General features: G+C 46.6%; 20 protein-coding genes. 11 read left to right on the top strand and 9 right to left on the bottom strand.

Annotated features, from left to right (window positions below; genetic code table 11):
* The first annotated feature begins 24 nt into the window (after positions 1–24).
* Both PKOR_RS21755 and PKOR_RS21750 read left to right on the top strand, forming a co-directional pair.
* Entirely contained in the window at positions 25–540 is a 516-nt protein-coding gene (locus PKOR_RS21755; RefSeq protein ID WP_046313504.1) for a DinB family protein, read from the top strand.
* Between the two features lie 154 nt (positions 541–694).
* Entirely contained in the window at positions 695–3,181 is a 2,487-nt protein-coding gene (locus PKOR_RS21750) for a zinc-dependent metalloprotease (RefSeq protein WP_046313503.1), read from the top strand.
* Between the two features lie 260 nt (positions 3,182–3,441).
* Here PKOR_RS21750 and PKOR_RS21745 read toward each other — a convergent pair whose 3' ends face one another.
* From PKOR_RS21745 to hppD, 7 genes are all read right to left on the bottom strand, one after another.
* Positions 3,442–4,023 carry a hypothetical protein gene (locus PKOR_RS21745; protein WP_148561770.1) on the bottom strand — a complete coding sequence of 194 codons (582 nt, stop codon included), beginning with the start codon at positions 4,021–4,023 and terminating at the stop codon, positions 3,442–3,444.
* Between the two features lie 70 nt (positions 4,024–4,093).
* Positions 4,094–5,674: an amidase family protein gene (locus PKOR_RS21740; RefSeq protein ID WP_046313500.1), complete on the bottom strand. Its 1,581-nt coding sequence runs from the start codon at positions 5,672–5,674 to the stop codon at positions 4,094–4,096.
* 90 nt (positions 5,675–5,764) lie between these two features.
* Complete coding sequence (locus tag PKOR_RS21735; RefSeq protein WP_046313499.1) at positions 5,765–7,054, bottom strand: acetyl-CoA hydrolase/transferase family protein; 1,290 nt, start codon at positions 7,052–7,054, stop codon at positions 5,765–5,767.
* Positions 7,055–7,105: 51 nt separating this feature from the next.
* Entirely contained in the window at positions 7,106–8,305 is a 1,200-nt protein-coding gene (locus PKOR_RS21730) for a phosphoglycerate kinase (RefSeq protein ID WP_046313497.1), read from the bottom strand.
* 196 nt (positions 8,306–8,501) lie between these two features.
* Positions 8,502–9,089, bottom strand: coding sequence for a nitroreductase family protein (locus tag PKOR_RS21725; protein ID WP_046313495.1), 588 nt, complete (start codon positions 9,087–9,089; stop codon positions 8,502–8,504).
* Between the two features lie 284 nt (positions 9,090–9,373).
* Positions 9,374–11,107, bottom strand: a complete 1,734-nt coding sequence (locus PKOR_RS21720) for a phospho-sugar mutase (RefSeq protein ID WP_046313493.1) — start codon at positions 11,105–11,107, stop codon at positions 9,374–9,376.
* Positions 11,108–11,301: 194 nt separating this feature from the next.
* Complete coding sequence (gene hppD / locus PKOR_RS21715) at positions 11,302–12,426, bottom strand: 4-hydroxyphenylpyruvate dioxygenase (RefSeq protein ID WP_046313491.1); 1,125 nt, start codon at positions 12,424–12,426, stop codon at positions 11,302–11,304.
* 146 nt (positions 12,427–12,572) lie between these two features.
* Between hppD and PKOR_RS21710 the strand changes: the two genes are divergently transcribed.
* From PKOR_RS21710 to PKOR_RS24915, 7 genes are all read left to right on the top strand, one after another.
* Positions 12,573–12,971 (top strand): hypothetical protein, encoded by a 399-nt coding sequence (locus PKOR_RS21710; protein ID WP_046313489.1) that lies wholly within the window; start codon positions 12,573–12,575, stop codon positions 12,969–12,971.
* A gap of 215 nt (positions 12,972–13,186) precedes the next feature.
* Positions 13,187–13,660: a GNAT family N-acetyltransferase gene (locus PKOR_RS21705; RefSeq protein WP_158453816.1), complete on the top strand. Its 474-nt coding sequence runs from the start codon at positions 13,187–13,189 to the stop codon at positions 13,658–13,660.
* 565 nt (positions 13,661–14,225) lie between these two features.
* Positions 14,226–14,849 carry a porin family protein gene (locus PKOR_RS21700; protein WP_084694880.1) on the top strand — a complete coding sequence of 208 codons (624 nt, stop codon included), beginning with the start codon at positions 14,226–14,228 and terminating at the stop codon, positions 14,847–14,849.
* 189 nt (positions 14,850–15,038) lie between these two features.
* The gene (locus PKOR_RS21695; protein ID WP_046313484.1) at positions 15,039–15,581 is read left to right on the top strand and encodes a DUF4269 domain-containing protein; all 543 of its coding nucleotides are present in this window, start codon (positions 15,039–15,041) and stop codon (positions 15,579–15,581) included.
* Positions 15,582–15,949: 368 nt separating this feature from the next.
* Positions 15,950–17,272 (top strand): RNA-guided endonuclease InsQ/TnpB family protein, encoded by a 1,323-nt coding sequence (locus tag PKOR_RS21690; RefSeq protein ID WP_052739018.1) that lies wholly within the window; start codon positions 15,950–15,952, stop codon positions 17,270–17,272.
* 25 nt (positions 17,273–17,297) lie between these two features.
* Positions 17,298–17,732 carry a GNAT family N-acetyltransferase gene (locus tag PKOR_RS24920; protein WP_046313482.1) on the top strand — a complete coding sequence of 145 codons (435 nt, stop codon included), beginning with the start codon at positions 17,298–17,300 and terminating at the stop codon, positions 17,730–17,732.
* 33 nt (positions 17,733–17,765) lie between these two features.
* On the top strand, positions 17,766–18,461 hold the full coding sequence (locus PKOR_RS24915) for an SGNH/GDSL hydrolase family protein (RefSeq protein ID WP_046313480.1): 696 nt from the start codon (positions 17,766–17,768) through the stop codon (positions 18,459–18,461).
* A 97-nt stretch (positions 18,462–18,558) separates the two neighbouring features.
* Here PKOR_RS24915 and PKOR_RS21675 read toward each other — a convergent pair whose 3' ends face one another.
* Positions 18,559–18,777 (bottom strand): hypothetical protein, encoded by a 219-nt coding sequence (locus PKOR_RS21675; RefSeq protein WP_046313479.1) that lies wholly within the window; start codon positions 18,775–18,777, stop codon positions 18,559–18,561.
* A gap of 455 nt (positions 18,778–19,232) precedes the next feature.
* Between PKOR_RS21675 and PKOR_RS21665 the strand changes: the two genes are divergently transcribed.
* Positions 19,233–19,607 carry a methylglyoxal synthase gene (locus tag PKOR_RS21665; protein ID WP_046313476.1) on the top strand — a complete coding sequence of 125 codons (375 nt, stop codon included), beginning with the start codon at positions 19,233–19,235 and terminating at the stop codon, positions 19,605–19,607.
* A gap of 215 nt (positions 19,608–19,822) precedes the next feature.
* A complete protein-coding gene (locus PKOR_RS21660; RefSeq protein WP_046313474.1) occupies positions 19,823–20,422 on the top strand; it encodes an EF-hand domain-containing protein in 600 nt (199 codons plus the stop codon).
* Between the two features lie 70 nt (positions 20,423–20,492).
* Here the strand turns inward: PKOR_RS21660 and PKOR_RS21655 are convergent, their stop codons facing one another.
* Entirely contained in the window at positions 20,493–21,656 is a 1,164-nt protein-coding gene (locus PKOR_RS21655; RefSeq protein ID WP_046313473.1) for an acyltransferase family protein, read from the bottom strand.
* Positions 21,657–21,787 lie beyond the last annotated feature (131 nt).

Genomic DNA, 21,787 nt, shown 5'->3' with positions numbered 1-21,787 from the left:
GACTTACTACAACAAAATAACAGAATGGCACCAGAAGAAAAACTGGAAGTATGGCTGCGTGGTCCTTTGCCTGATATGCCGGGCCTGCTGCAGCCGGTGGCACATGCCCTGCTACAGGCACGCGAGGAAGTGCAGGCAAAGATGCAGCACTTCCCTGATGAGTTGCTATGGAATAAACCTGCCGGCGTCGCGTCGGTGGGTTTTCATTTGCAGCACCTGCGGGGAGTACTCGACCGATTATTTACTTATGCCCGTAACGAACAACTGACACAGGCGCAGTTAGATGCCCTGAAAGAGGAGGGGAAACCCGCAGACAAAGTATTTCATGTGCAGGACCTGGTGCGGGCATTCGAACAGCAGGTAGATAAAGCTTTGGAGCAGTTGCGACAAACCGATGAGCATACTTTGCTGGAGACCAGAGGTGTGGGGCGCAAACAAGTACCTTCTACAGTGCTGGGGCTTCTGGTGCATGCGGCAGAGCACACACAGCGGCATGTGGGCCAACTGCTGGTAACAGCACGTGTGCTGCAAGGCAGCTAAGCTGTAAAGCGAGTTTTACTACAGGAGTAAACACAGGCTAATCTGCCTTAACCTATAGCTACTTTCTGAATTTAAACTTACCTTTAAAAGTGGATAATCACACCCACTAACAAGCACTAGTGGGTTTATGTAAGTTTAATCATTCAACCAGTAAATGCCAAAGTTCTACCACGTCGTAAGCGCCGCCCTGCTTATGGCTCTCACCCAAACATCCTGCTCCAGCACCAAAGTAGCGAAGCAGGGCTCTACAGCTGCCAAAACTGAAAGCACGGAAAGGAGTAAGCCTGCTCCTAAAAGTGGCCTCAAAAATTACAGCGATGTTATCACCAAAGAAGCTGTATCTGATCAAGGAGTCTTCACTATTCATAAAGTAGGCGATAAGTACTACTATGAGATTCCTGACTCGCTTCTGCAGCGCGACTTCTTATGGATCAGCCGTTTTGCTAACCTGCCTTCGGGCCTTGGTGGCGGATACGTAAATGCCGGTTCTTCAGTAAACGAGCAGATGGTGGAGTGGCAGAAGTTTGAGAACAAAATCGTACTCAAGACTAAGTCTTACAGTGCTTATGCTGCAGACTCTTTAGCTATTAGCCTTTCGGTCCGTGCTAATAACTACCAGCCTACCATTTATGCATTCGACATAGCTGCTCTTTCCCCGGATTCGGCAGGTTATGTGATCGATGTAACCAAGTTCTTCTTGAGTGATGTAAAAGCATTCAGCGGTTTGGATGCTGACCTACGCAAACAGTATAAAGTGAGCAAGCTTGATGACAGCCGTAGCTTTATACAGAGTGCCAAAAGTTTCCCCTTGAATATTGAAGTGAAGCAGGACTTTACTTATGATGCCACAGAGCCACCATCAAACTCTGCTACAGGCTCAATAAGTATCATCATGAACCAATCGATGGTGCTGTTGCCAAAAGTGCCAATGCAGCCACGCATCAACGATTACCGCGTAGGTTACTTCAACATCAACCAGTACGACTATGGCTCAGAAGCCCTGAAAGCAGACCAGAAATCTTTCATCCGCCGTTGGAAGTTAGTACCGAAAGATATTGAAGCTTACAAGCGTGGTGAGCTGGTGGAGCCTGTTAACCCTATTGTTTATTACCTTGACCCAGCCACGCCAGAAAAGCTACGCCCTTACATTAAAGCTGGTGTAGAGCAGTGGCAGGAGGCCTTTGAAACGGCAGGCTTCAAAAATGCTATTCTTGCTAAAGATCCTCCATCACCGGAAGAAGATCCTGATTTCAGCCCTGAGGATGCACGCTACTCCGTAATTCGCTATGTGGCCAGCACTACCCGCAATGCGGTAGGCCCAAGCGTATCAGACCCTCGCTCAGGCGAGATAATCGAGAGTGACATCATCTGGTACCATAACCACCTGCGCTCTTACCGTAACCGCTACTTGCTGGAGACTGGTGCTGCAAATCCTGCTGCACGTACATTAAATACTCCAATAGAGGACCTGGGCGAGATGATGAAGGAGGTAATAACGCATGAAGTAGGGCACGCGCTTGGCTTGCCACACAACATGAAAGCCAGTGCGGCTTACCCAACTGACTCTTTGCGCAACGGCGAGTTTACGCAGAAGAATGGCATTGCTGCCACTATCATGGACTACGCCCGTTACAACTATGTAGCTCAGCCAGGTGATAAAAATATCCGCTTTATCCGTCAGCTAGGGCCGTACGACCATTACGTTATTAACTGGGGCTATCGCTATCTGCCTGAGGCAAAAAATGCAGAAGCTGAAGTTCCGACACTTAACAAGTGGATAGAGGAGAAATCCGGCAGCCCTATCTATCAGTTTGGCAGCGGAAGCGGTGGTTACGACCCACAAAGCCAGACCGAGGGTATAGGCGACGATGTAATAAAAGCCAGCACCTACGGCCTTAAAAACCTAAAGCTTGTGGCACCGAAGCTATACGACTGGACTGCAGCTCAAACCAATGACTATGAAGACCTGGATGAGCTTTATGGCGAACTACTAGGCGTGTGGAGCCGCTACATTGGCCACGTAGTTACCAATGTAGGTGGTGTACGCGAGAACCGTCTGAAGCCAAGCCAGCAGGGTTTTGTTTATACTCCGGTTTCTGCCAAAGAGCAGGTGGCGTCTATGGACTGGCTTCTGAGCAATGCCTTTTCTTCGCCAGAGTGGCTACACCAATCTAAAATCAGCCGTAATACTCACCACGCTAATTATGCTGAAAGTATAAGAAGCCTGCAAGCGCGACACCTGAACAACTTGCTTTCTCCGGATAGAATGGCCCGCCTGATGGAGAATGAGGTTAACGGTGTGAAGTATAACGCCCTGAATATGGTGCGCCAACTACAGCGTGGCATCTGGAGCGAAGTATACAGCGGTGCTACGGTAGACATCTATCGCAGAAACCTGCAGAAAGCTTATCTGGATAGAATGGCTTATCTGTTGAACGAGGAACCCGGCCGCAGCAGCCGTTTCGGTACTCCGGTTGAGATCAACCAGTCTGATATTCGTTCCATCGTGAGAGGGGAGCTAGTACAGTTGCAGCGCCAGTTAAAGAGCGCCCGCAATCGCTACAGCAATGACCTCACCAGGTATCATATTGATGATGCAATAGTAAGGATTGATAACATTCTGAACCCAAAGAATGGTTAAAAGAAAAGCCCCTCCAATTGGAGGGGCTTTTTTGATTTTTGTCAGTATGTATTGTCGATGAGTAGAAAGCAGTTGAGCTTGTGCATCCAAATGCTGTGGCTCTTGTGAGGAGAAGAGAGGTGGTAACTATTATTTCCTGCCGGATTTTAGTTTGTTTCCATTCTTTACTCACTTGATGTTTTATACATTTTCAAACCATCAACGGATTGGGCTTTGCGGTGGCGTAGCTACCGTAAAGGTGTTGTTGGCAGAGGTAGTTTTCACTTTTTGTTTAAGCTGTCATAAGGTACACTTATTGGAGCAGGAGGAGGAGGAAGCAGTACGTCTTCAGTAGTACTAAAATGCCTGTTCTCACTCTTAGTTAAATTTTGCTTGTCAATTAGCATAAGGAGCTTGTATACTTTTTTCCAATAGTCATCTGGCAAAGTACCTTTCATCTTCACTTCTCCATTAAGGAAGACAAACTGTAGTGAGAAAAAAGCTGCGTCTTCAGAGTCGTAATAATAATCCTTCAGGCCATTGAAGTCTGTAGAATCAAGAAATCCGTAGACTCTCTCCATACCAACAGAATCGAGCTTAACTTTATAATTTTCTACTACAGTTTCGCTGTGCCTCTCTCTCAAACGATAATACAATATACTATCTGGGGTAATTTCAACATCTTTCGCATACTTCTCTCGGCTCCACCCTGGCTGAACAGAAAAGGTAATCTTTTTAAAACTAATGTCCTCCTGTTCAGCAGCGGCTTCTTCAGGACTCATCACTGCTAACTGTTTACTCTCTTCTCGACTTCCACATGATAAGAGAAGCACCAGAAATACAAATAGCAAAGAGTTCTTCATAGTTTCTTTCACTGCCAACTACCAGATAAACGTGAACATACGCTTATTTGCACTATGTACAGCAGTAGTTTTATCTTCCACTAGCGACACTTTTTGTAAACCTCACAGGCGGTTTTCTATGCTTTGTACCCTGCTCGTAGGCATAAGTATACTTGATGAGCGTAGGCTCGTCGTACATGCGGCCGAGGAACTGCAAGCCAGCCGGTAAGTTGTCGTAGGTGTAGCCCATAGGTACTGTAAAAGCGGGCTGCCCTGTATGGGGCGCTATAATCTGACTGTTATCGCCTTTATAACCTGCAAAATCTCCGACTTTAGCGGGAGGGTTGTTCCAGGTAGGATAGATAATGGCGCCAACGTCATACTTCTCCATTGCTGCCTCTACTGCATTGCGGTAAGCTATTCTTCTAGGGTCGTTATAGGCATCGCCACAGGCGTGAGATCCTTCCTCTGCTACAAACTGGTTCTGCTGGAAATACTTCAGGTTTTCCTCTATGTAGGGAGAGTACTTACCAGAAGCAACAATCTCATCCAGGTTTTTAACAGGTACATTAGGTCCTTGAGCAGCTAAGTACTCGTTTATATCGTGCAGGAACACATCGCACCACTGGTCCTGGCTAAGCTCGTCAAAGTTGGTAACCTCTACCGAGTCTACTATTACGGCGCCCAAGGCTCTTAAATCTGCAATGGCTTGCTCAAAAAGCGCCTTTACCTGCGGATCAGGGTTCTTCTCGCTTAGCGTTCTGAACACACCAATTCGGGCACCTTTTAACCCGTTCTTTTTCAGGTACTGTTGGTAGTTCTGTGGCACTTTACCCTGGCTATACTTGGTTAGCGGATCAGCCGGGTCATAGCCAGTAATTACCTCTAGAATTTTTGTGGCATCCTCTACTGTGCGTGCCATAGGGCCGCCTACATCGTTGCGTAGGTATAACGGCACAATACCAGCACGGCTCGTTAAGCCCAGCGTAGAACGAAAACCTACCAGTGAGTTGTGTGACGAAGGCCCACGAATAGAGTTACCTGTGTCGGTGCCAAGTCCTACGGTGCCAAAATTAGCAGCCACCGCTGCTGCAGTGCCACCACTGGAGCCAGCCGGAACGTGTTCCAGGTTATAGGGGTTGAGGGTCTCGCCTGCAATGGAGCTGATGCTTACCATAGGGCTGAAGGCCCACTCAGCCATATTTGACTTAGCAAGTACAATAGCTCCGGCTTCTTTTAACTTTCGCACCTGGTATGCATCCTCGGCAGGTTTGAAACCTTTTAATGCCAGTGAACCGGCAGTAGTTTGCAGGCCTTCTGTATTGTAATTATCCTTTACAATAACCGGTATGCAGTGCAGGGGGCGCAGCACCTTAGTATCAGCAAACTCTTCATCAAGCTGTTTAGCACGCTCCATAGCTTCAGGGTTTGTAACCACTATAGCATTGAGCCTGGTAGGCTTATCGAACTGTTCTATCCGCTCGAAATATGCTGCTACCAACTGCTGGCAGGAGCATGTGCCCTCCCTAAAGGCTTGATGTATGTCCTCAATGGTTGCCTCTTCGAGCTCAAACTTGGCAGTAGGGGAGGAGGCTTTTTTTGTTTCGGGGCTGCAGCCAAGTATAAACAGGCCGAGCAGCAGAAAAAGTATGGAAGTAGGTGTTCTAAGCATGATCTGGTTTCATAGCGTTAGTACAATATAAACAAAAAATCCCTGCCACATAAAAGCGACAGGGATTTTGTATTCTTTCTTTATAGTGTTCTATAAGAATCCGTAGCGATCCACAGCCTCTCGCTCCAGTCGCTCGCGGTGATCTGGGTGAGCGATGTCGATGAGTGCCTTGGCACGCTGGCGCAGGTTCTTGCCATAAAGGTAAGCTACGCCATACTCTGTTACCACATAATGCACGTGCGCACGGGTGGTGGTAACGGCAGCACCTTCGTTTATAAGAGGCGTGATTCTGGAAATACCTTTACGCGTTACAGAAGGTAGTGCGATAATTGGTTTACCTCCCGGAGATAAGGCCGCCCCACGGATAAAGTCCATCTGCCCGCCTATACCTGAAAACTGGTACTTGCCAATGGTATCAGAAACCACCTGACCAGTAAGGTCTATCTCGATGGCGCTGTTGATGGCTGTTACCTTAGGGTTAGAGCGGATAATGGTAACGTCGTTTACGTAGTCGGTACGCTGCATGAGGATAAGCGGATTATCATCCACAAAGTCGTAGAGCTTGCGGTTACCTACAATAAAGCCTGTGGCAATACGGCCTGGGTGCCTGTACTTATGCTCATTGGTGATTACACCTTTTTCCACCAGCTGCATCACCCCGTTAGACATCATCTCGGTATGGATACCCAGCTCTTTATGGTTTGTAAGGCTGCTAAGTACAGCATCTGGTATAGCGCCAATACCCATTTGCAGGGTAGCACCATCTTCTACCATCTCTGATATGTAGCGGGCAATTGTTTCTTCCACACTGGTAATGCGCAGGCTGTAGTCCACCTCTGGCAGCTCCTCATCTATCTCTACCAGCACATCCAGCTGGTTTATGTGTATTAAGCCGTCGCCGTGGGTGCGTGGCATCTGAGGGTTAACCTGTGCAATAACATACTTGGCACTTAGTACTGCCTCACGGGTAACGTCTACTGATACACCTAAAGAGCAGTAGCCATGCTTATCAGGTGGAGACACGTGTACAATGGCAACATCCAGCGGCAAAATGCCAGACCTGAACAGGTGCGGAATCTCGCTCAGAAAGATAGGAGTATAGTCGCCACGGCCACCGTTTACCGCATCCCGCACATTGGCAGACACGAACAGGGAGTTGATGAAAAAGGAATCCTTGAACCGCTCTTCAGCTAACGGAATCTCGCCGTAGGTCGTGATACTAACCAGTTCTACATTTCGTAGCTCATCGGCCCGATCTGCCAGTTTGCTGATCAGGAATTGTGGCGTAGCCGCACTGCCCTGTACGAAAACGCGGTCTCCTGACTTGATAACAGAAAGAGCCTCTTCAGCAGTTTTATAGGTAGCTTTGATTTCGCTCATAGTATATGTTGAGCTGGGTCACCTGGTGCCGGTGACCCAGAAAATGAAACATTAGTAATCGTTGCGCTCGATGGCGGCCACACCCGGCAAGGTTTTGCCTTCCATGTACTCCAGCAGCGCACCGCCACCAGTCGACACATAAGATACGCGGTCGGCATAGCCAAGCTGGTTTACTGCTGCTGCAGAGTCGCCACCGCCTATCAGGGAATAAGCACCATTAGCAGTAGCGGCAACTACGGCCTCGGCTACCGTTTGTGTACCTACCGAGAAGTTCGGCATTTCGAAAACACCCATCGGGCCATTCCAAAGAATGGTTCTGGAGTTAGCAATTACTGCGGCATACTGCTCGCGTGCTTCAGGTCCGATATCCAGACCCATCCAGTTTTGCGGGATATGGTGGCTTAGCTTTGTGTCTACGTTAGCGTCGTTGCTAAAGGCATCGGCAATAACAGAGTCAACCGGAATCATGATATTAACGCCTTTTTCTTTGGCCAGTTTGATGAGGCGGTTTGCCAGGTCCAGTTTGTCTGCCTCTACCAGAGACGAACCGATTTCGCCACCATCAGCTTTCACGAAAGTATAAGACATACCACCGCCAATAATTAGGTTGTCGACGCGGTCCAGTAGTTTCTCGATGATGAGGATCTTATCTGAAATTTTGGCACCACCCATAATAGCTGTGAACGGACGCTCAGCATTTTCCAGTACACGGCGTGCGTTGTCCAGCTCGGCCTGCATCACATAGCCCATCATTTTATCGTTAGGGAAATAGCGTGCTACAACAGCTGTAGAGGCATGCTCGCGGTGTGCAGTACCGAAGGCGTCGTTCACATACACATCGCCAAGGGTAGACAACTCTTTGGCAAACTCCGGATCGCCTTTCTCTTCAGCTTTGTGGAAGCGCAGGTTCTCCAATAGCAGAATTTCGCCTGGCTGCAGGTCGTGCGCTAATTTTGCTGCGTCAGGGCCTACACAGTCAGAAGCAAACCTCACGTTTATTTTAAACTCTTCTTCGAGGCGTGGTACCAGGTGGCGCAGCGAGAATTTCTCCTCAGGTCCGCTTTTCGGACGTCCCAGGTGCGACATCAGGATAACAGCACCGCCATCGTTCAGTATTTTGTTGATGGTAGGCACCGCCGCACGGATACGGGTGTCGTCGGTGATGCGGTATTCGCTATCTAGAGGCACGTTAAAGTCTACACGCACTAATGCCCTTTTACCGGCAAAATTATACTGGTCTATAGTTCTCATATGGTAAGGTTATGATTTCTTAAAAGCGTTAACTCGTTTTTCGTGTTTGGCAGAATTTTGTTGCTCTACAAATATAGTAAAACAGCTATAGTATATAACAGGTGCCGGGTTAAAGGTATATTATGCTTACCGATCGATGGTCTAACAAAGGGGAGAAGCAGAAGGAGCTTAGCCCTTGCACAACGGCGAAACCATGCTATTTTTTCCAGGTTACTTTTTCCTGCAGTGGCACCATACGCTTGCCTTCGCCAGTAGCTTGCTCGGCATACCCCAAGTATAAGATGCCCAGCACTACATCTTCCTCCCGAAGCTGCAGGTGGTCTTTCATACTTTGGTGATAGGCCATGCCGCCAGAACCCCAGTAGCTAGCAATGCCGAGAGCAGCAGCACCTAGCAGCAGGTTTTGTATGGCGCAGGAAGTGGAGGCTATCTCTTCGAGTGGCGGAACTTTAGGAAGGTCGCCACGGCGCATGTAAGCCACCAGAATGTGCGATGCCTGATCGCCCATGTGCAGCAGCTTCTCATACTTGTCCTGCATAAACTTATCCTCTGGCGTACTCTGCTTGTACAGCTCCGCGTGTTGTTGGCAAAAATCTGTAGTAGCGCCATCTGCATATACTATAAAACGCCAGGGCTCAGTATGGCCGTGTGTGGGAGCCCAATCGGCTAGCTCTACTAATTGTTGCACCAGTTCGTCAGGTATGCGCTGCCCGTTCATTTTGGGTGGCTTGGTGGTGCGGCGTGTTTCTATTACGTGTTTTATACTTTGAAATAAATCTGTCATTAGCTTAATAAGGTCGAAATTAGAAATTGCAATTAAGCTGACGCTGTGGGGCGTAAGTTGCAATATTAGTTATAACCAATAAAGCAGTTGAGGTACAAAAATGTTATGCCAATTCAGCTAAAAAATCTAAGAAAAAGAACCTGTTCTTGCTAGCAGTAGAAGCTTAATGGCAAGTGCTTGTTGAGGTTGCGTGGTGGGTAAAAAGAATTGGGCAAAACGAAAAATGGCTAAACCGCCGAAAGTATAATCTGCGATTTAGCCATTCCTTATTAAAGAACCTTGCCTTATTTCAGCTTCAGGTCTTTCTGTATCTGTTCAATTTTCTGACTCAGCTTTTGCTCTGTTGCTTCATACTCACTGGCTGAGGCAAGCGGCTCTTTCACGCTGAAGTAGAACTTGATCTTTGGCTCAGTACCTGACGGACGGGCTGAAATTTTGCTGCCATCCTCGGTTAGGTATTGCAGTACGTTTGAGCTTTCCAGCGTTAGCTTTTGCTCTTCGCCAGTCATCACCAGTTTGCGGGTGCTCATTTTATAATCGCGCACCTCAACTACATTAGAGCCTGCAATCTGCTTTGGCGGATTGCTGCGCATGTTAGCCATCATCTGCTGAATTTCCTCAGCACCGCGCTGTCCTTTCTTTGTGATAGAGATCAGCTCTTCTTTATAGAAGTTATACTTCTCGTACATGCTCACCATCATCTCGAAAAGGCTCTGGCCACTGTCTTTTGCCACGGCAGCCATTTCAGCTATAAGGGCGCATGCCGAGATGGCATCCTTATCGCGTACAAAGTCACCGATCATGTAGCCGTAGCTTTCCTCGCCACCGCCAATGTATACTTCCTGGCCTTCTTTCTCACGGATTATCTGCGCGATGTATTTGAAGCCGGTCAGGGTCTCATACATCGTAACGTTGTAGCTGTCAGCAACCTCCTTGATCAGGTCGGTAGTTACGATAGTTTTCACTACAAACTCTTTACCTGTAAGCTTATCAGCTTTTTGCCATGCCTGTAGCAGGTAGTTGATGAGCAATGCACCTGTTTGGTTACCGTTCAGGAGTACGAATTCGCCTTTCTGGTTTTTAACTGCAATACCTACACGGTCAGAGTCTGGGTCAGTTGCCAGCACCAGGTCAGCGTCAATCTCAGCGGCTTTTTTCATAGCCAGCGACATCGCCTCTTTCTCTTCAGGGTTAGGGTAAACCACTGTAGGGAAGTTACCGTTTGGTTCTGCCTGCTCTTCTACAATGTGCACGTTGGTAAAGCCAAAACGCTGCAGCACCTCCGGCACCAGTGTAATACCTGTTCCGTGTAGTGGCGTGAACACAATTTTCAGGTCGTGCTGGCGCTTAATAGCCTCCTGCGAGATCGACAGGGCCAGTAATTGCTCTATATAAGCTTCATCTAGTTCCTTGCCCAGCAGGTGAATCTTGTCTGCATCTGGCTGAAACTTTACTTCATCAATAGAGGTGATCTTATTAACCTCGGAGATGATGTTTTTGTCGTGCGGAGCCGTTACCTGGGCACCATCGTTCCAGTATACTTTGTAGCCGTTGTACTCTTTAGGGTTATGAGATGCCGTTACTACCACACCACTCTGGCAACCCAGGTGGCGAATAGCATACGATAGCTCCGGCGTAGGGCGCAGAGCCTCGAACAAGTATACAGTAATGCCATTTGCCGAGAAAATATCGGCTGCAATGCGGGCGAATTCTGAAGAGTTGTTACGGCTATCGTGGGCAATAGCCACTTTGATATCTTGGTCTGGGAAGTTCTGGTGCAGATAGTTACATAGGCCTTGTGTAGCCATACCCAAGGTGTAACGGTTCATGCGGTTGCTACCGGCACCCATAATGCCACGCAAACCGCCAGTACCAAACTCCAGGTCGCGGTAAAAAGCGTCTGTCAACGCCTCATGCTCGTTGCGCTCCAGCATGCTGTTTATCTCTGCCTTGGTGGCCTCATCATAATTGCCTGATAGCCACTGATCAATTTTCTGTTTTATAGATGTCTCTAACATAGTTTGATTATGCTGATGTTTTAGTAGCAGTTTTTTGTGTTAAGTAGTTGCGGCTTTTTGAAAGCATTAAGATAAAAAATCACACCAGCTCTGGCCGAACACGAAGCGCAGCCGTAGAACTGGTGTGAAGTATAGTAATATCAAAATAAATATATTTTAGCCACATTTACACGCGGCTATACTTTATTTTTGGCTTAAAGGTTGCCTCGTAGTTCTTGTTCCCGCTCAATTGCTTCGAACAGCGCCTTAAAATTGCCCTTGCCAAAAGAGCGTGCTCCCTTACGTTGTATTATCTCGTAAAATACGGTTGGTCTGTCTTCTACCGGCTTAGTAAAGATCTGCAGCAGATAACCCTCGTCATCGCGATCCACAAGTATGTTCAGCTTCTTCAGGTCTTCCATGTCTTCGTCTATCTTGCCAATACGCTCGAATAGGTCGTCGTAGTATGTTTCGGGCACATAAAGAAACTCTACGCCACGGCGGCGAAGTTCGCTAACGGTATGCAGGATGTTATCGGTGGCAACGGCAATATGCTGCACGCCGGCACCACGGTAAAACTCCAGGTACTCATCTATCTGCGACTTCTTTTTACCGGCGGCAGGCTCGTTTATCGGGAATTTGATATAACCGTTTCCGTTGGAAACCACCTTAGACATAAGCGCTGTGTATTCTGTGCTAATGTCTTTGTCGTCGAAGGTGAGTAGGAGCTGGAAGCCCATTACTTTTTCATAAAACTCTACCCACTCGTTCATGCGGCCCAACTCTACGTTGCCTACGCAGTGGTCTACATACTTCAGGCCTACAGGCTCAACATCCAGCAGGCTTTTTTTCTCCACATAGCCCGGCATAAACGGACCAGTGTAATTCTTGCGCTCCACGAAAGTATGAATGGTGTCGCCATAAGTTTGTATGGAGGCTACTTTCACCTCGCCGTACTGGTCAGTTAGGGTGGTAGGAGCATGAGCGGGCTTGGCTCCACGGTCTACTGTGCCACGGAATGCTTCCTCGGCATCATCTACCCAAAGGGCCAGTACCTTTACACCGTCGCCATGCAGGTGTACGTGCTTCGAGATCTCAGATTCAGGGTTAAGGGAGGTGGTTAGAACTAAACGAATTTTCTCCTGCTGCAGTACATAAGAGGCGCGATCCCGTATTCCAGTTTCGGGACCAGCGTATGCCACCAGTTTAAAGCCGAAGGCAGTTTGGTAGAAGTGGGCAGCCTGCTTAGCGTTACCAACATAAAACTCGATATGGTCGGTACCGTTTAGTGGCAGGATATCTGTTGCCGTGGATTTTGATTGCAGAATATCAGTTGCCATAGTTTTAATTAGTTTTTTAGGTGGATTTATGTAAAAATACAGTTTTTGCGCTAGTATCAAAATGCACACGGCCCGAGGCAAATTATGCAGCGATTACTTGCAATTACTGAGGCATGTTTCCAACTTTGTAAAAAATACGAGACAACATGAACGCAAAAGCCCTGAACGAGTCCATTGTGGCCATCCTGGAGAAGAAGCAAGAGTTAAGAGCGCTTGACTACAACGATGCGCGCTATGATGACATAGAAGAAGAGCTACACGACCTGGAAGACGATTTTAACGAAGAGTACGGCGATGAGCTGGAGGATGTACTGGAAGATGTACACGGCAAGATAAAATCAGATGCTGATATCTTGTTGCCTACTGCTTACCTGGCTAGCTCCCTGGACGGAAAAGAGCTGGAAGATGGTGACGAAACAGAGGGCGTTTGGGTAGAGTCGGATAGTTTTCCGGGTGTAGAAATGCGCCTGGTGCTGGTAGCAAACCCACCACGGGTTCTGCTAGTTCTTGCTGACCAGGAGCGTGTGCTTTGGACTGCAGAATAACAGCTAAATAAACAAATCAACTATACCAGAGGAAATAGCTCTGGTGGTTAATTCATACAAACCGCGCCTGCCTTGTGCTATATGCCAGGGCAGGCGCGGTTCTTTTGTGTGCCTTCTAAAATATCTTATTATCTGGATAAGCAAACCAAGGTGTTAGATTTACTACACAATGCCACCTATGTATGCGTAGCAGCTATACTATAAGCCGCCTGTCATTGGATAAAATAGGAGCACATGATGCTAATTTTATATTTGAGCTGGTGAACCTGCCAGATTGGAAGAGGTTTAATGGCGACAGAAATGTTACCTCCAGGGCTGCCGCAGAAGTATACATAGAAGGTATGGTTACCAACCCCGATACGGAGTGCTGGGTGGTACGCCTAAAGCAAGAGAAGCCACCTGTTGGCATTATAACCTTCATAAAAAGAGAATACCTGCAGCACCCTTATATTGGTTTTACCTTTCTGCCAGAATATAGAAGCCAAGGCTACGCTTACGAAGCAACGGGTACTGTTTTAGAGGAAGTAAAGCTGAATACAGCGTTCACACATGTTCATGCTACTGTTCTTAAAGAGAACCAGAAATCCATCTACCTTCTGGAAAAGCTAGGATTACGGTATGAAAAGAATGTGCGAGTGAAAAACGATGAGTTACTGCTGTATACTATTGCACTGAGTGTATACAATTAGGCAAAGACAGCTTGAGGTGCTAGTGAGTACATACCCTGCTCCGGCTCGTAGGGGCAGAAGTACAGATATAGTCCGGCTAAACGTATGCTTACGTATTTCCGCTAGTTAGGGGTAACCAACAAATATGAAAAACATACTTATACTTCTTGCTCTATTTTGTTTAGTCTTGACAGCGAACGGTCAGCAGGTACTAAACAAGGATTACTTTTTCTTCACTGAAGAAGGGGTTCATAAGTTAGAACAACGAAATGATACTCTTTACACCTATAGGTGCCTAAAAGACATAAGCTGTCCCCTAACCCAACCTTTACGATAGCTGCGCCACCGCAAAGCCAAATCCGTTTAGCTAAAAGTAAAATTACGAACTACGTGATAGTGAAATAAAGGAACTACTACAAAAGAACAGGCACTCTCAAAACCTATAGTTCATTGAGACCCACCTTATCAGACCATCAATAAGTTTTTTGAAACCACTAGGCATGATAGCGGACTTAGAAGTAAGAGTAAGCTATAAATAAGTCTGCCATTTATGAAACTGAACCCTTAGAAGTAATATGCAAAGCCTATGAAAAGAATCTGTTTATTATTCTCCTTCTTTATTTGCTCTGTCGAGTTTAGCCTCGGACAAATAGGAATGGGCATAAGAGCTGGAGGAGTTTTAGCAACCATGGATTTACGAGCAGTAGAAGAGAACCATATTAAGCCAAGTTTCTTCTTCGGTGCATATTCAGAAATAAACCTAACAGAAAAGTTAATTATCAGGCCCGAAGCGCTTTACTCCAGTAAAGGTACACGATTTTCGAACCATGAAATCTATGGTGATGGTTCTATAAATTATGACTACCTAAGTGTTCCTGTGCTGCTTGGGTATGAGGCAAACGAAAGATTAACTCTACTGGCTGGTCCTGAAGTCAACTTTCTGGCATGGTACTACTCTAGGTACAGGGGCGAGACTCATACTCTTGGCAATCCAAATAGGAAAGTTGACTGGGGCTTCAACTGGGGCCTTGCTTACAACATAACTCCGAAGTTCGGTATAGACGTAAGGTATGCCCACGGTTTCCAAAACTACTTTCATTTCGTTTATTTTGGAAAGGATGAGCGTGTACACTCTTTAAGGACACAAGGAGCCAATAAAGTTCTTCAGGTTGGCCTGACCTATACTTTCTTCAGAAAGGAGATGAAATAAAGTGCTTTATTTTTGAAATCTGTAGTTATAGGCCGCAGGACACGTTGTATAAGGGTTAAGGCACCTTAGAACCACCAAAATTGAATTCTGAATGTTTATAAAGGTAGGATAGACAGAACTAGTAAAACCAAAGCAAAACACTACCCTGTCTAAAGGTGTAGGAAACATGGCCAATGCAGAACACCGCTTATGAACTTCAAGACTATCGAATACCTAAAGAATGGAAATCCAAAACAGCAAAGGGCGTATGGTGTATTTACCAAATATGCGGTGATGGAGCACCTAAGCCCCTACGAACCAGTGTTAGCCGGTACCATACCTATAGCTATTGATGTAGATAACAGTGACCTCGACATTATCTGTTACTGGGAGGATGCTAAACAGTTTAGAACTACCCTGACTAATTGCTTTTCGGATTACGCCGGGTATAAATTATCTGAATCTGAAGTGCGGGGGCAGTATACTGTAATAGCTAGTTTTATGCTAGCTGGCTTCGAAGTAGAAGTCTTTGGGCAGAACACTCCTTCGCATGAACAGCTTGCTTACAGGCACATGCTTATTGAAAATTACCTGCTTAATATGATGGGAGGCGAATTCAGGGAAAATATCCGGAGGTTAAAGCTTGAAGGACTTAAAACAGAACCTGCTTTTGCACAAGCCTTAGGCCTGCAGGGGGATCCTTATCTTGAGCTTTTAAAGTATGAAAAAGAGATGGCCGAGCTTCCGCAATAGCAGCTAAGAATGCGGAGTGCAGCCCCTCAACGTTCTAAGGTTCTATCAACAACAAAGCCTCCCAGAAGTGAGAGGCTTTGTTGAAGTATTAATCTTACGAGTAAATGCCAAAGAAAGCCTTGGCACTCATATCTTTGGCAGTATAAGCGGATGTGCAATTTTATCAGGCTCTTAAACGTAAGCTAACAGAAAGGGAAGGAGAAAGCCCTTGCACTAGACACTTTGATGATGTCGCCCCCAAGTAAGCCCTTCCCTTTCTCTTCTTCTTAAAAGCCTGGACAGTACCTAGAGGCTGCCCCATCCGCAGGCATGAGTGAGTGCAGGCCCGGAAGATGAATGTTTTTTGTCCACTTTAGTCCCTTTCAGCTATGAAGAATTTACTCTGTCAGAACCTGGGCGTCGATGTGGGCAAAGACGCTCTGGATGTGGTGCGACATTCCTTCACTTTTGCTGGGTTTGATCTTACCCTATGTTCTACCGCCTGCACTTGCCGGCTGTTACCTTTGCTGCAGCAAACATGCCCTGCACCGGGCAAGGCGCCAAAAGCAGCCGTGAACCAGATCAAGACATACCGCTTCAAACTCAAACCCACCAGGGCGCAGGCACAGGCTTTTGCCCAGTGGCTCGGTTCGTGCCGGTATGTCTATAACCTGTGTCTGGACTACAAGAAACACCTCTGGACCAACTATCAAATCTCCGTATCGAAGAACCAGATGCAGAAAGAGCTTTCTGCTATCGCCAGGGACGTAGAATGGATCGGGTGCGTACACTCACAAACTTTACAGGAGGTGACAGATAGGTTGTTCAAATCCTACGATGGTTTCTTTAAGCAGGGCAAAGGCTTCCCCAGGTTCGCCAAACGTAGCCTGTACAGGTCATTCACATTTAAACAGGGTGTGAAGCTGCACCAGAACACTTGTAAAATTCAACTACCTAAGATCGGGAAGGTTAACTATCGCAGGTCACAGGATGTGCAGGGGGGTATCAAGACAGCCAGCGTTGTCAAGGAAGCCGATGGGTGGTATGTGACGCTGTGTTGCCAGGTGGATATTGAGCGACTACCACAGATAAGCAATGTGGTAGGTTTGGATGTCGGTATAAAATCCTTCGTTGTCACGTCTGATGGTGTTGTTGTAGACAATCCTAAACACCTATACCGCTATCAGCACCAGTTAAGGAGAGCGCAACGTGCTGTATCGAGGAAGAAGAAAGGTGGCAGCAACAGGCGCAAGGCTGCCGGCAAACTTGCCAGGCTGCACCAGAAAGTGAGCAACACCCGCAAGGACTTCCACCACAAGCTGACTACTCAACTCATTCGCGAGAACCAAGCGATTGTTGTTGAGAACCTGCAAGTGCAGCATATGCTCAAGAACCGTAAACTTGCCAAAAGCATCAGCGATGCTGGGTGGTATCAGTTCGTGCAGATGTTAGCCTACAAGTCCAAATGGTATGGTCGGGAGCTTATAAAGGTAGCCCCCCACCATACTTCTCAGGACTGCTGGGTTTGTGGCTGGCGTAACACCGACCTGCAGCTAGCAGACAGGTATTGGACTTGTTCTAACGGACACGTCCTGGACAGGGATGTGAACGCAGCCATCAATATAAGAAATAAGGCGGTCGGGCAGACCGTTTCAGCTTGGGAGATATACGGTCGCAGTAGCGAGGTAGCCCAAGAATCCAACCTGCTTTAGCGGTGGGAATGTCAAAATACTTTGTATGATCAGACCTTATTCAAGCCAGGATAAAGAAGAGCTTCTTGAGCTGCTGAGGCTTAATACACCGCAATATTTTGCGGAGGAAGAGGAAGCCGACTTTATAGAATACCTCAATAAACATGTGGAAAGCTACTTTGTAGTCGAGGTGGAAGGTAAAATTATTGGCTCAGGTGGCATTAACTATTTCCCGGACAAAACCGCACGCATTTCCTGGGACATTATTCATCCAGCTTACCAGGGAAAAGGAGTGGGAAAAGAGCTACTGCAATACAGAGTCGATTACATCAGAAGGAACGCTTCTGTGGAGGTGATCTATGTAAGGACAACACAGCTTGTGTACAAATTCTATGAGAAGGCCGGCTTCACGCTGGAGAAAACAGAAAAAGATTTCTGGGCGGAGGGCTTTGACCTGTACCAAATGAAAATGGTTTTATGATACCAGAATACACTATCTGAAATAGACAAACACATGAAAAAGCTTCACTTACTGCTCTGTACCATTCTACTTGCGATGCTCACTGCCGAAGTATCTTACGCCCAGGATTGGGCAAATCTTAACCGTTATAGAGATGAGAACGCAAAACTTAGCTCCCCAGCCAAAGGGGAGAAGCGGGTGGTGTTTATGGGGAATTCCATCACTGAAGGATGGGGAAAACTGAGCCCAAAGTTTTTTGCAGACAAACCCTATATAAACCGGGGCATTAGCGGGCAGACAACACCGCAAATGCTGCTTCGGTTCAGGCCTGATGTAATCAACTTAAAGCCGGCAGTGGTGGTGATACTGGCCGGAACCAATGATATTGCTGGCAACACCGGTCCTGCCACTTTGGAGGAGATAGCCGGGAACATCATATCTATGGCAGAATTGGCTAAAGCTAACAACATAAAAGTAGTGCTTGCCTCAGTATTGCCTGCATACGACTATGGCTGGAAGCCAGGATTGGAGCCGGCGCAAAAAATTGTAGCACTAAACAAAATGATCAAGAGCTACGCCGATAAAAATGGCTTGCAGTACATCGACTACCACACAGCAATGGCTGATGAGCGGCAGGGGTTAAAGGAAGCTTATACTTACGATGGGGTACACCCAAATGAGGCAGGTTATAAAGTGATGGCACCACTTGCAGAAGAGGCCATCAAAAGGGCTTTGGCTCAAAAGAGGTAATTCTGGTTTTTAGTGCAAGGATACAGCGCTTCCAGTTATACTTCAGAAAGTGAAAAAGGCAGGTAAGAAAATGTTTCTTGCCTGCCTTTACTGCGGATTAAGCCTTGTTGTTTTCATCGGATGAAGTTTCCTCCTTTTCTTCGGGAGGTGTATCGGTTATGTTTCCGAATTCGTCTACATAAGCTATCATGGCATCTAAGCTTCCGCCTGCCGAGTTCTCCTGGCGTTCTTGCTTACGCTGTACTTTTTCTTCTTTCTTTTTTTGCTTTTTCTTCTCGCGTTGCTTCTTCAGAAATGTGTTTTGAGATCTTGCCATAGTGTATTTTTTGAGTGAGAAATTTGCCTCTGGCCTTTGAGCCTAATTAGCACCTGCTATTTAAGCGGCAGGTACAGAGACATTTAAAAATAAGCTGCTCTTGGCTTCGCATAAGTACAAAGTGGCAGCGCCTGCATTCTCTTCTCTGAGGAAAGAGCTGCAGCACGATAATCCCTGACAGGTAATTTCTGATAGTGCCGCAGGAGGGTAAACCAATGAGCGGCTAAGAGCGCAAATCAGAGAAGGATGCAGGATGTGCTATTATTTCAAAGATAGTAAAATTCCGGGACAATGTCAGGTTTTAGAGCAAGTATCTTAAGTGGAACGGCAAGAGCGGGTAGTTCTTTTTTGATGGGCGTATGGCGCATTTGCAGCGCATCGGCATCGCTTTTACAAAAAAACAGTATCTTTAGGAAGGCTTCTGAAAGCAGAAGTCCTTTAACAAAAAGAAACTTATGAAAACTACCATTGCACTTATCGCTCATAACCAGCGCAAGACAGATTTGCTGAATTGGGCTAAGATACACCGTGATGTGCTCGTACAGCACGAGTTGATCGGCACCAGCAACACCTCTAAATTGCTAAACGACATGCTGGAGCTCGACGTGAAGCCTTTTGGCCATGGCCCAAGCGGAGGCGACATTTTACTAGCTGCCAAGATTCTTCAACACGAAGTACACAAGATCATCTTCTTTATTGATGCTGAAACACCGCACGGGCATGAGCATGACATCCAGACCCTGATCCGTACGGCAGTAATCAACAACATACCTATTGCCTTGAACCGAGCATCTGCCGACTTGATCATCAAAGAAGCAGACGAGAGCTAGTATATACTGGCTGATCAGGAATTGCCTGTTGCACTTACAGCTGCCTTTGCAGTAGTGAGTGCTTTTTTTATGCCTTTGATTTGCGGTAATGTGAGATGGGCGGTGCAGCCCACAAGCTTAATGCTAGTGTCTTATCTGTCCCTTACATAACCCCCTCGCTACGCTACCTCGTAAGTATTTAGTATAGATACTATTGATTCAAAACTTACTATACTATGAAAACAACGGAAAGAAGTTTATTTAAGCTCATCAGAAACGCCGCATGCTTTGCTTTACTGGCGGGCTTTGTAGCTTGTGGAGGAGAAGGAAACGAAACCACTACTGCAGCAGAAAATGATGAAGCCATCACCAAAGATAATGACGCCAATGCAGGTGTTATGGATAACTGGGACACCGACAAGTTTAATGAGTCCTTTGCCACGAATAATTACTACGATGAGTGGGATGAGGATAACGATGAAAAGTTGACTGAGGAGGAGTTTTACACTAGCTTCTACACCATTTGGGACCAGGACGATAACAACGAGATAAATGAGCAGGAATGGACAACTGCTACAAATGATTTTGGTATCCAGAACCAGAGCTGGAGCAGCTGGGATGCAAATGGTGATGGTAAACTGGAGGAGGAAGAGTTTAGGAAAAGCATGACCTCTACTAACTTGCATCAGAGCTGGGATAAGAACCAGGACAAGATGATTGATGAGCAGGAGTATACAAGCGGTGTTTTTGCGCTTTGGGATGACAACGGCGATGGCTCATTAGGCGGTGATGAGTACAACGAAAGGTATGTCCGCTATTATGGAAAATCAGCCTAGACAAATAGAGTAAAACTAAAAAGGCCGGTAGCTATTTAAAGCTATCGGCCTTTTTAGTTTTACTTTCTGATCATACCCTGATATAAATGCGGTTTCGGTCCATTAGGTAGCCCATCAGCCAGTGCACTAGCATATAAGCGAGTGCGAACATAAGGGAGGCAAATTCTCCTTCTCCCCAGCTCAGGAACCAGTTCTGATAGATCCAACGGCTCAAGCGTGTTTCCTCGTCTACTTTTATAAAGCTCAGGGTCTTGATCACAAGTACAGACATACTAAAGATGAATAGCGGGTTTTTGCCAAATACCTCAAAAAAGTAGGTCCACTTCTTATAGTTCGCTACCTCAATAATGAGCATGAGCCCGCCTAGCACCAGCATTACTAGTCCTACAGAGTATAAAGCATAAGAACTTGTCCAGAGGGCTTTGTTAATTGGGAATACAAGATCCCAAACCAAGGCAACTACTATAACTGCAGCTCCTGCTAAATTCAACTTGAATATGGTACCCAGATTGTTCCCGTTCCTCTGTATAAAAGCACCTGCCAGGTAGCCTGCTATGACATTTACGGCAGCAGGCAATGTACTCAATAATCCTTCCGGGTCGAACGGAATACCGTACCCTTTGTAGAGGACTTCCGGAGAGAAGAATAGCAGGTCAAATTTTAACGCTGCGTTACCTTCCAGGCTATAGGGATCTGGCTGGTCGCCAAAGAAGTACATTACCGCCCAATACCCTACTAACACTACAGCACTGAATATAACAGAGCCTTTTATCTTTAGATAGTGTACCACTAAAGAGCCAATAAGGTAGCAGAGGGCAATTCGCTGCAATACACCCATAACCCGGATGGTAGAAACGTCTATCATTTCTAAACCTCCTCCCTCGGCATGCGCTACGAAGGGGAAGGCACGTAAAAGTATTCCGATCAGGAAAATGAGGGCTGTACGCTTAAAGACTTTCTTTAGAAACTCGCTCTCGGGCTGCAAAGAGAACTTGCGCATGCTAAAGCTCATCGCATTGCCTACAGCAAACAAGAAAGCCGGGAAAACAAGATCAGTGATGGTAAAGCCATGCCATGGTGCGTGCCGTAGCGGCGGGTAAATTGTGCTCCAGCTACCTGGTGTATTTACGATCACCATCAGAGCTACGGTAAGCCCACGAAGCACATCCAGCGATAGGTAACGCTCCGTACTTTTGCGTGTTAAAGGATTAGACGCTGCAACTGCGTTTGCCATACGTTTATATTCAATGGGTTAGACTAAGTAAAGAATCTAGCTATAAGATATAGAAATTATACGATACTAGAAAGGCATAGGAAAAATGGAGGTATGATATATAAAAAGGGGCAGCTGGTGTATACCAACTG

Source organism: Pontibacter korlensis (genome assembly GCF_000973725.1).
Classification (GTDB): Bacteria; Bacteroidota; Bacteroidia; order Cytophagales; family Hymenobacteraceae; genus Pontibacter; species Pontibacter korlensis.
The sequence above is the reverse complement of the archived record's forward strand: the minus strand, read 5'-3'. Positions and strand labels throughout refer to the sequence as shown.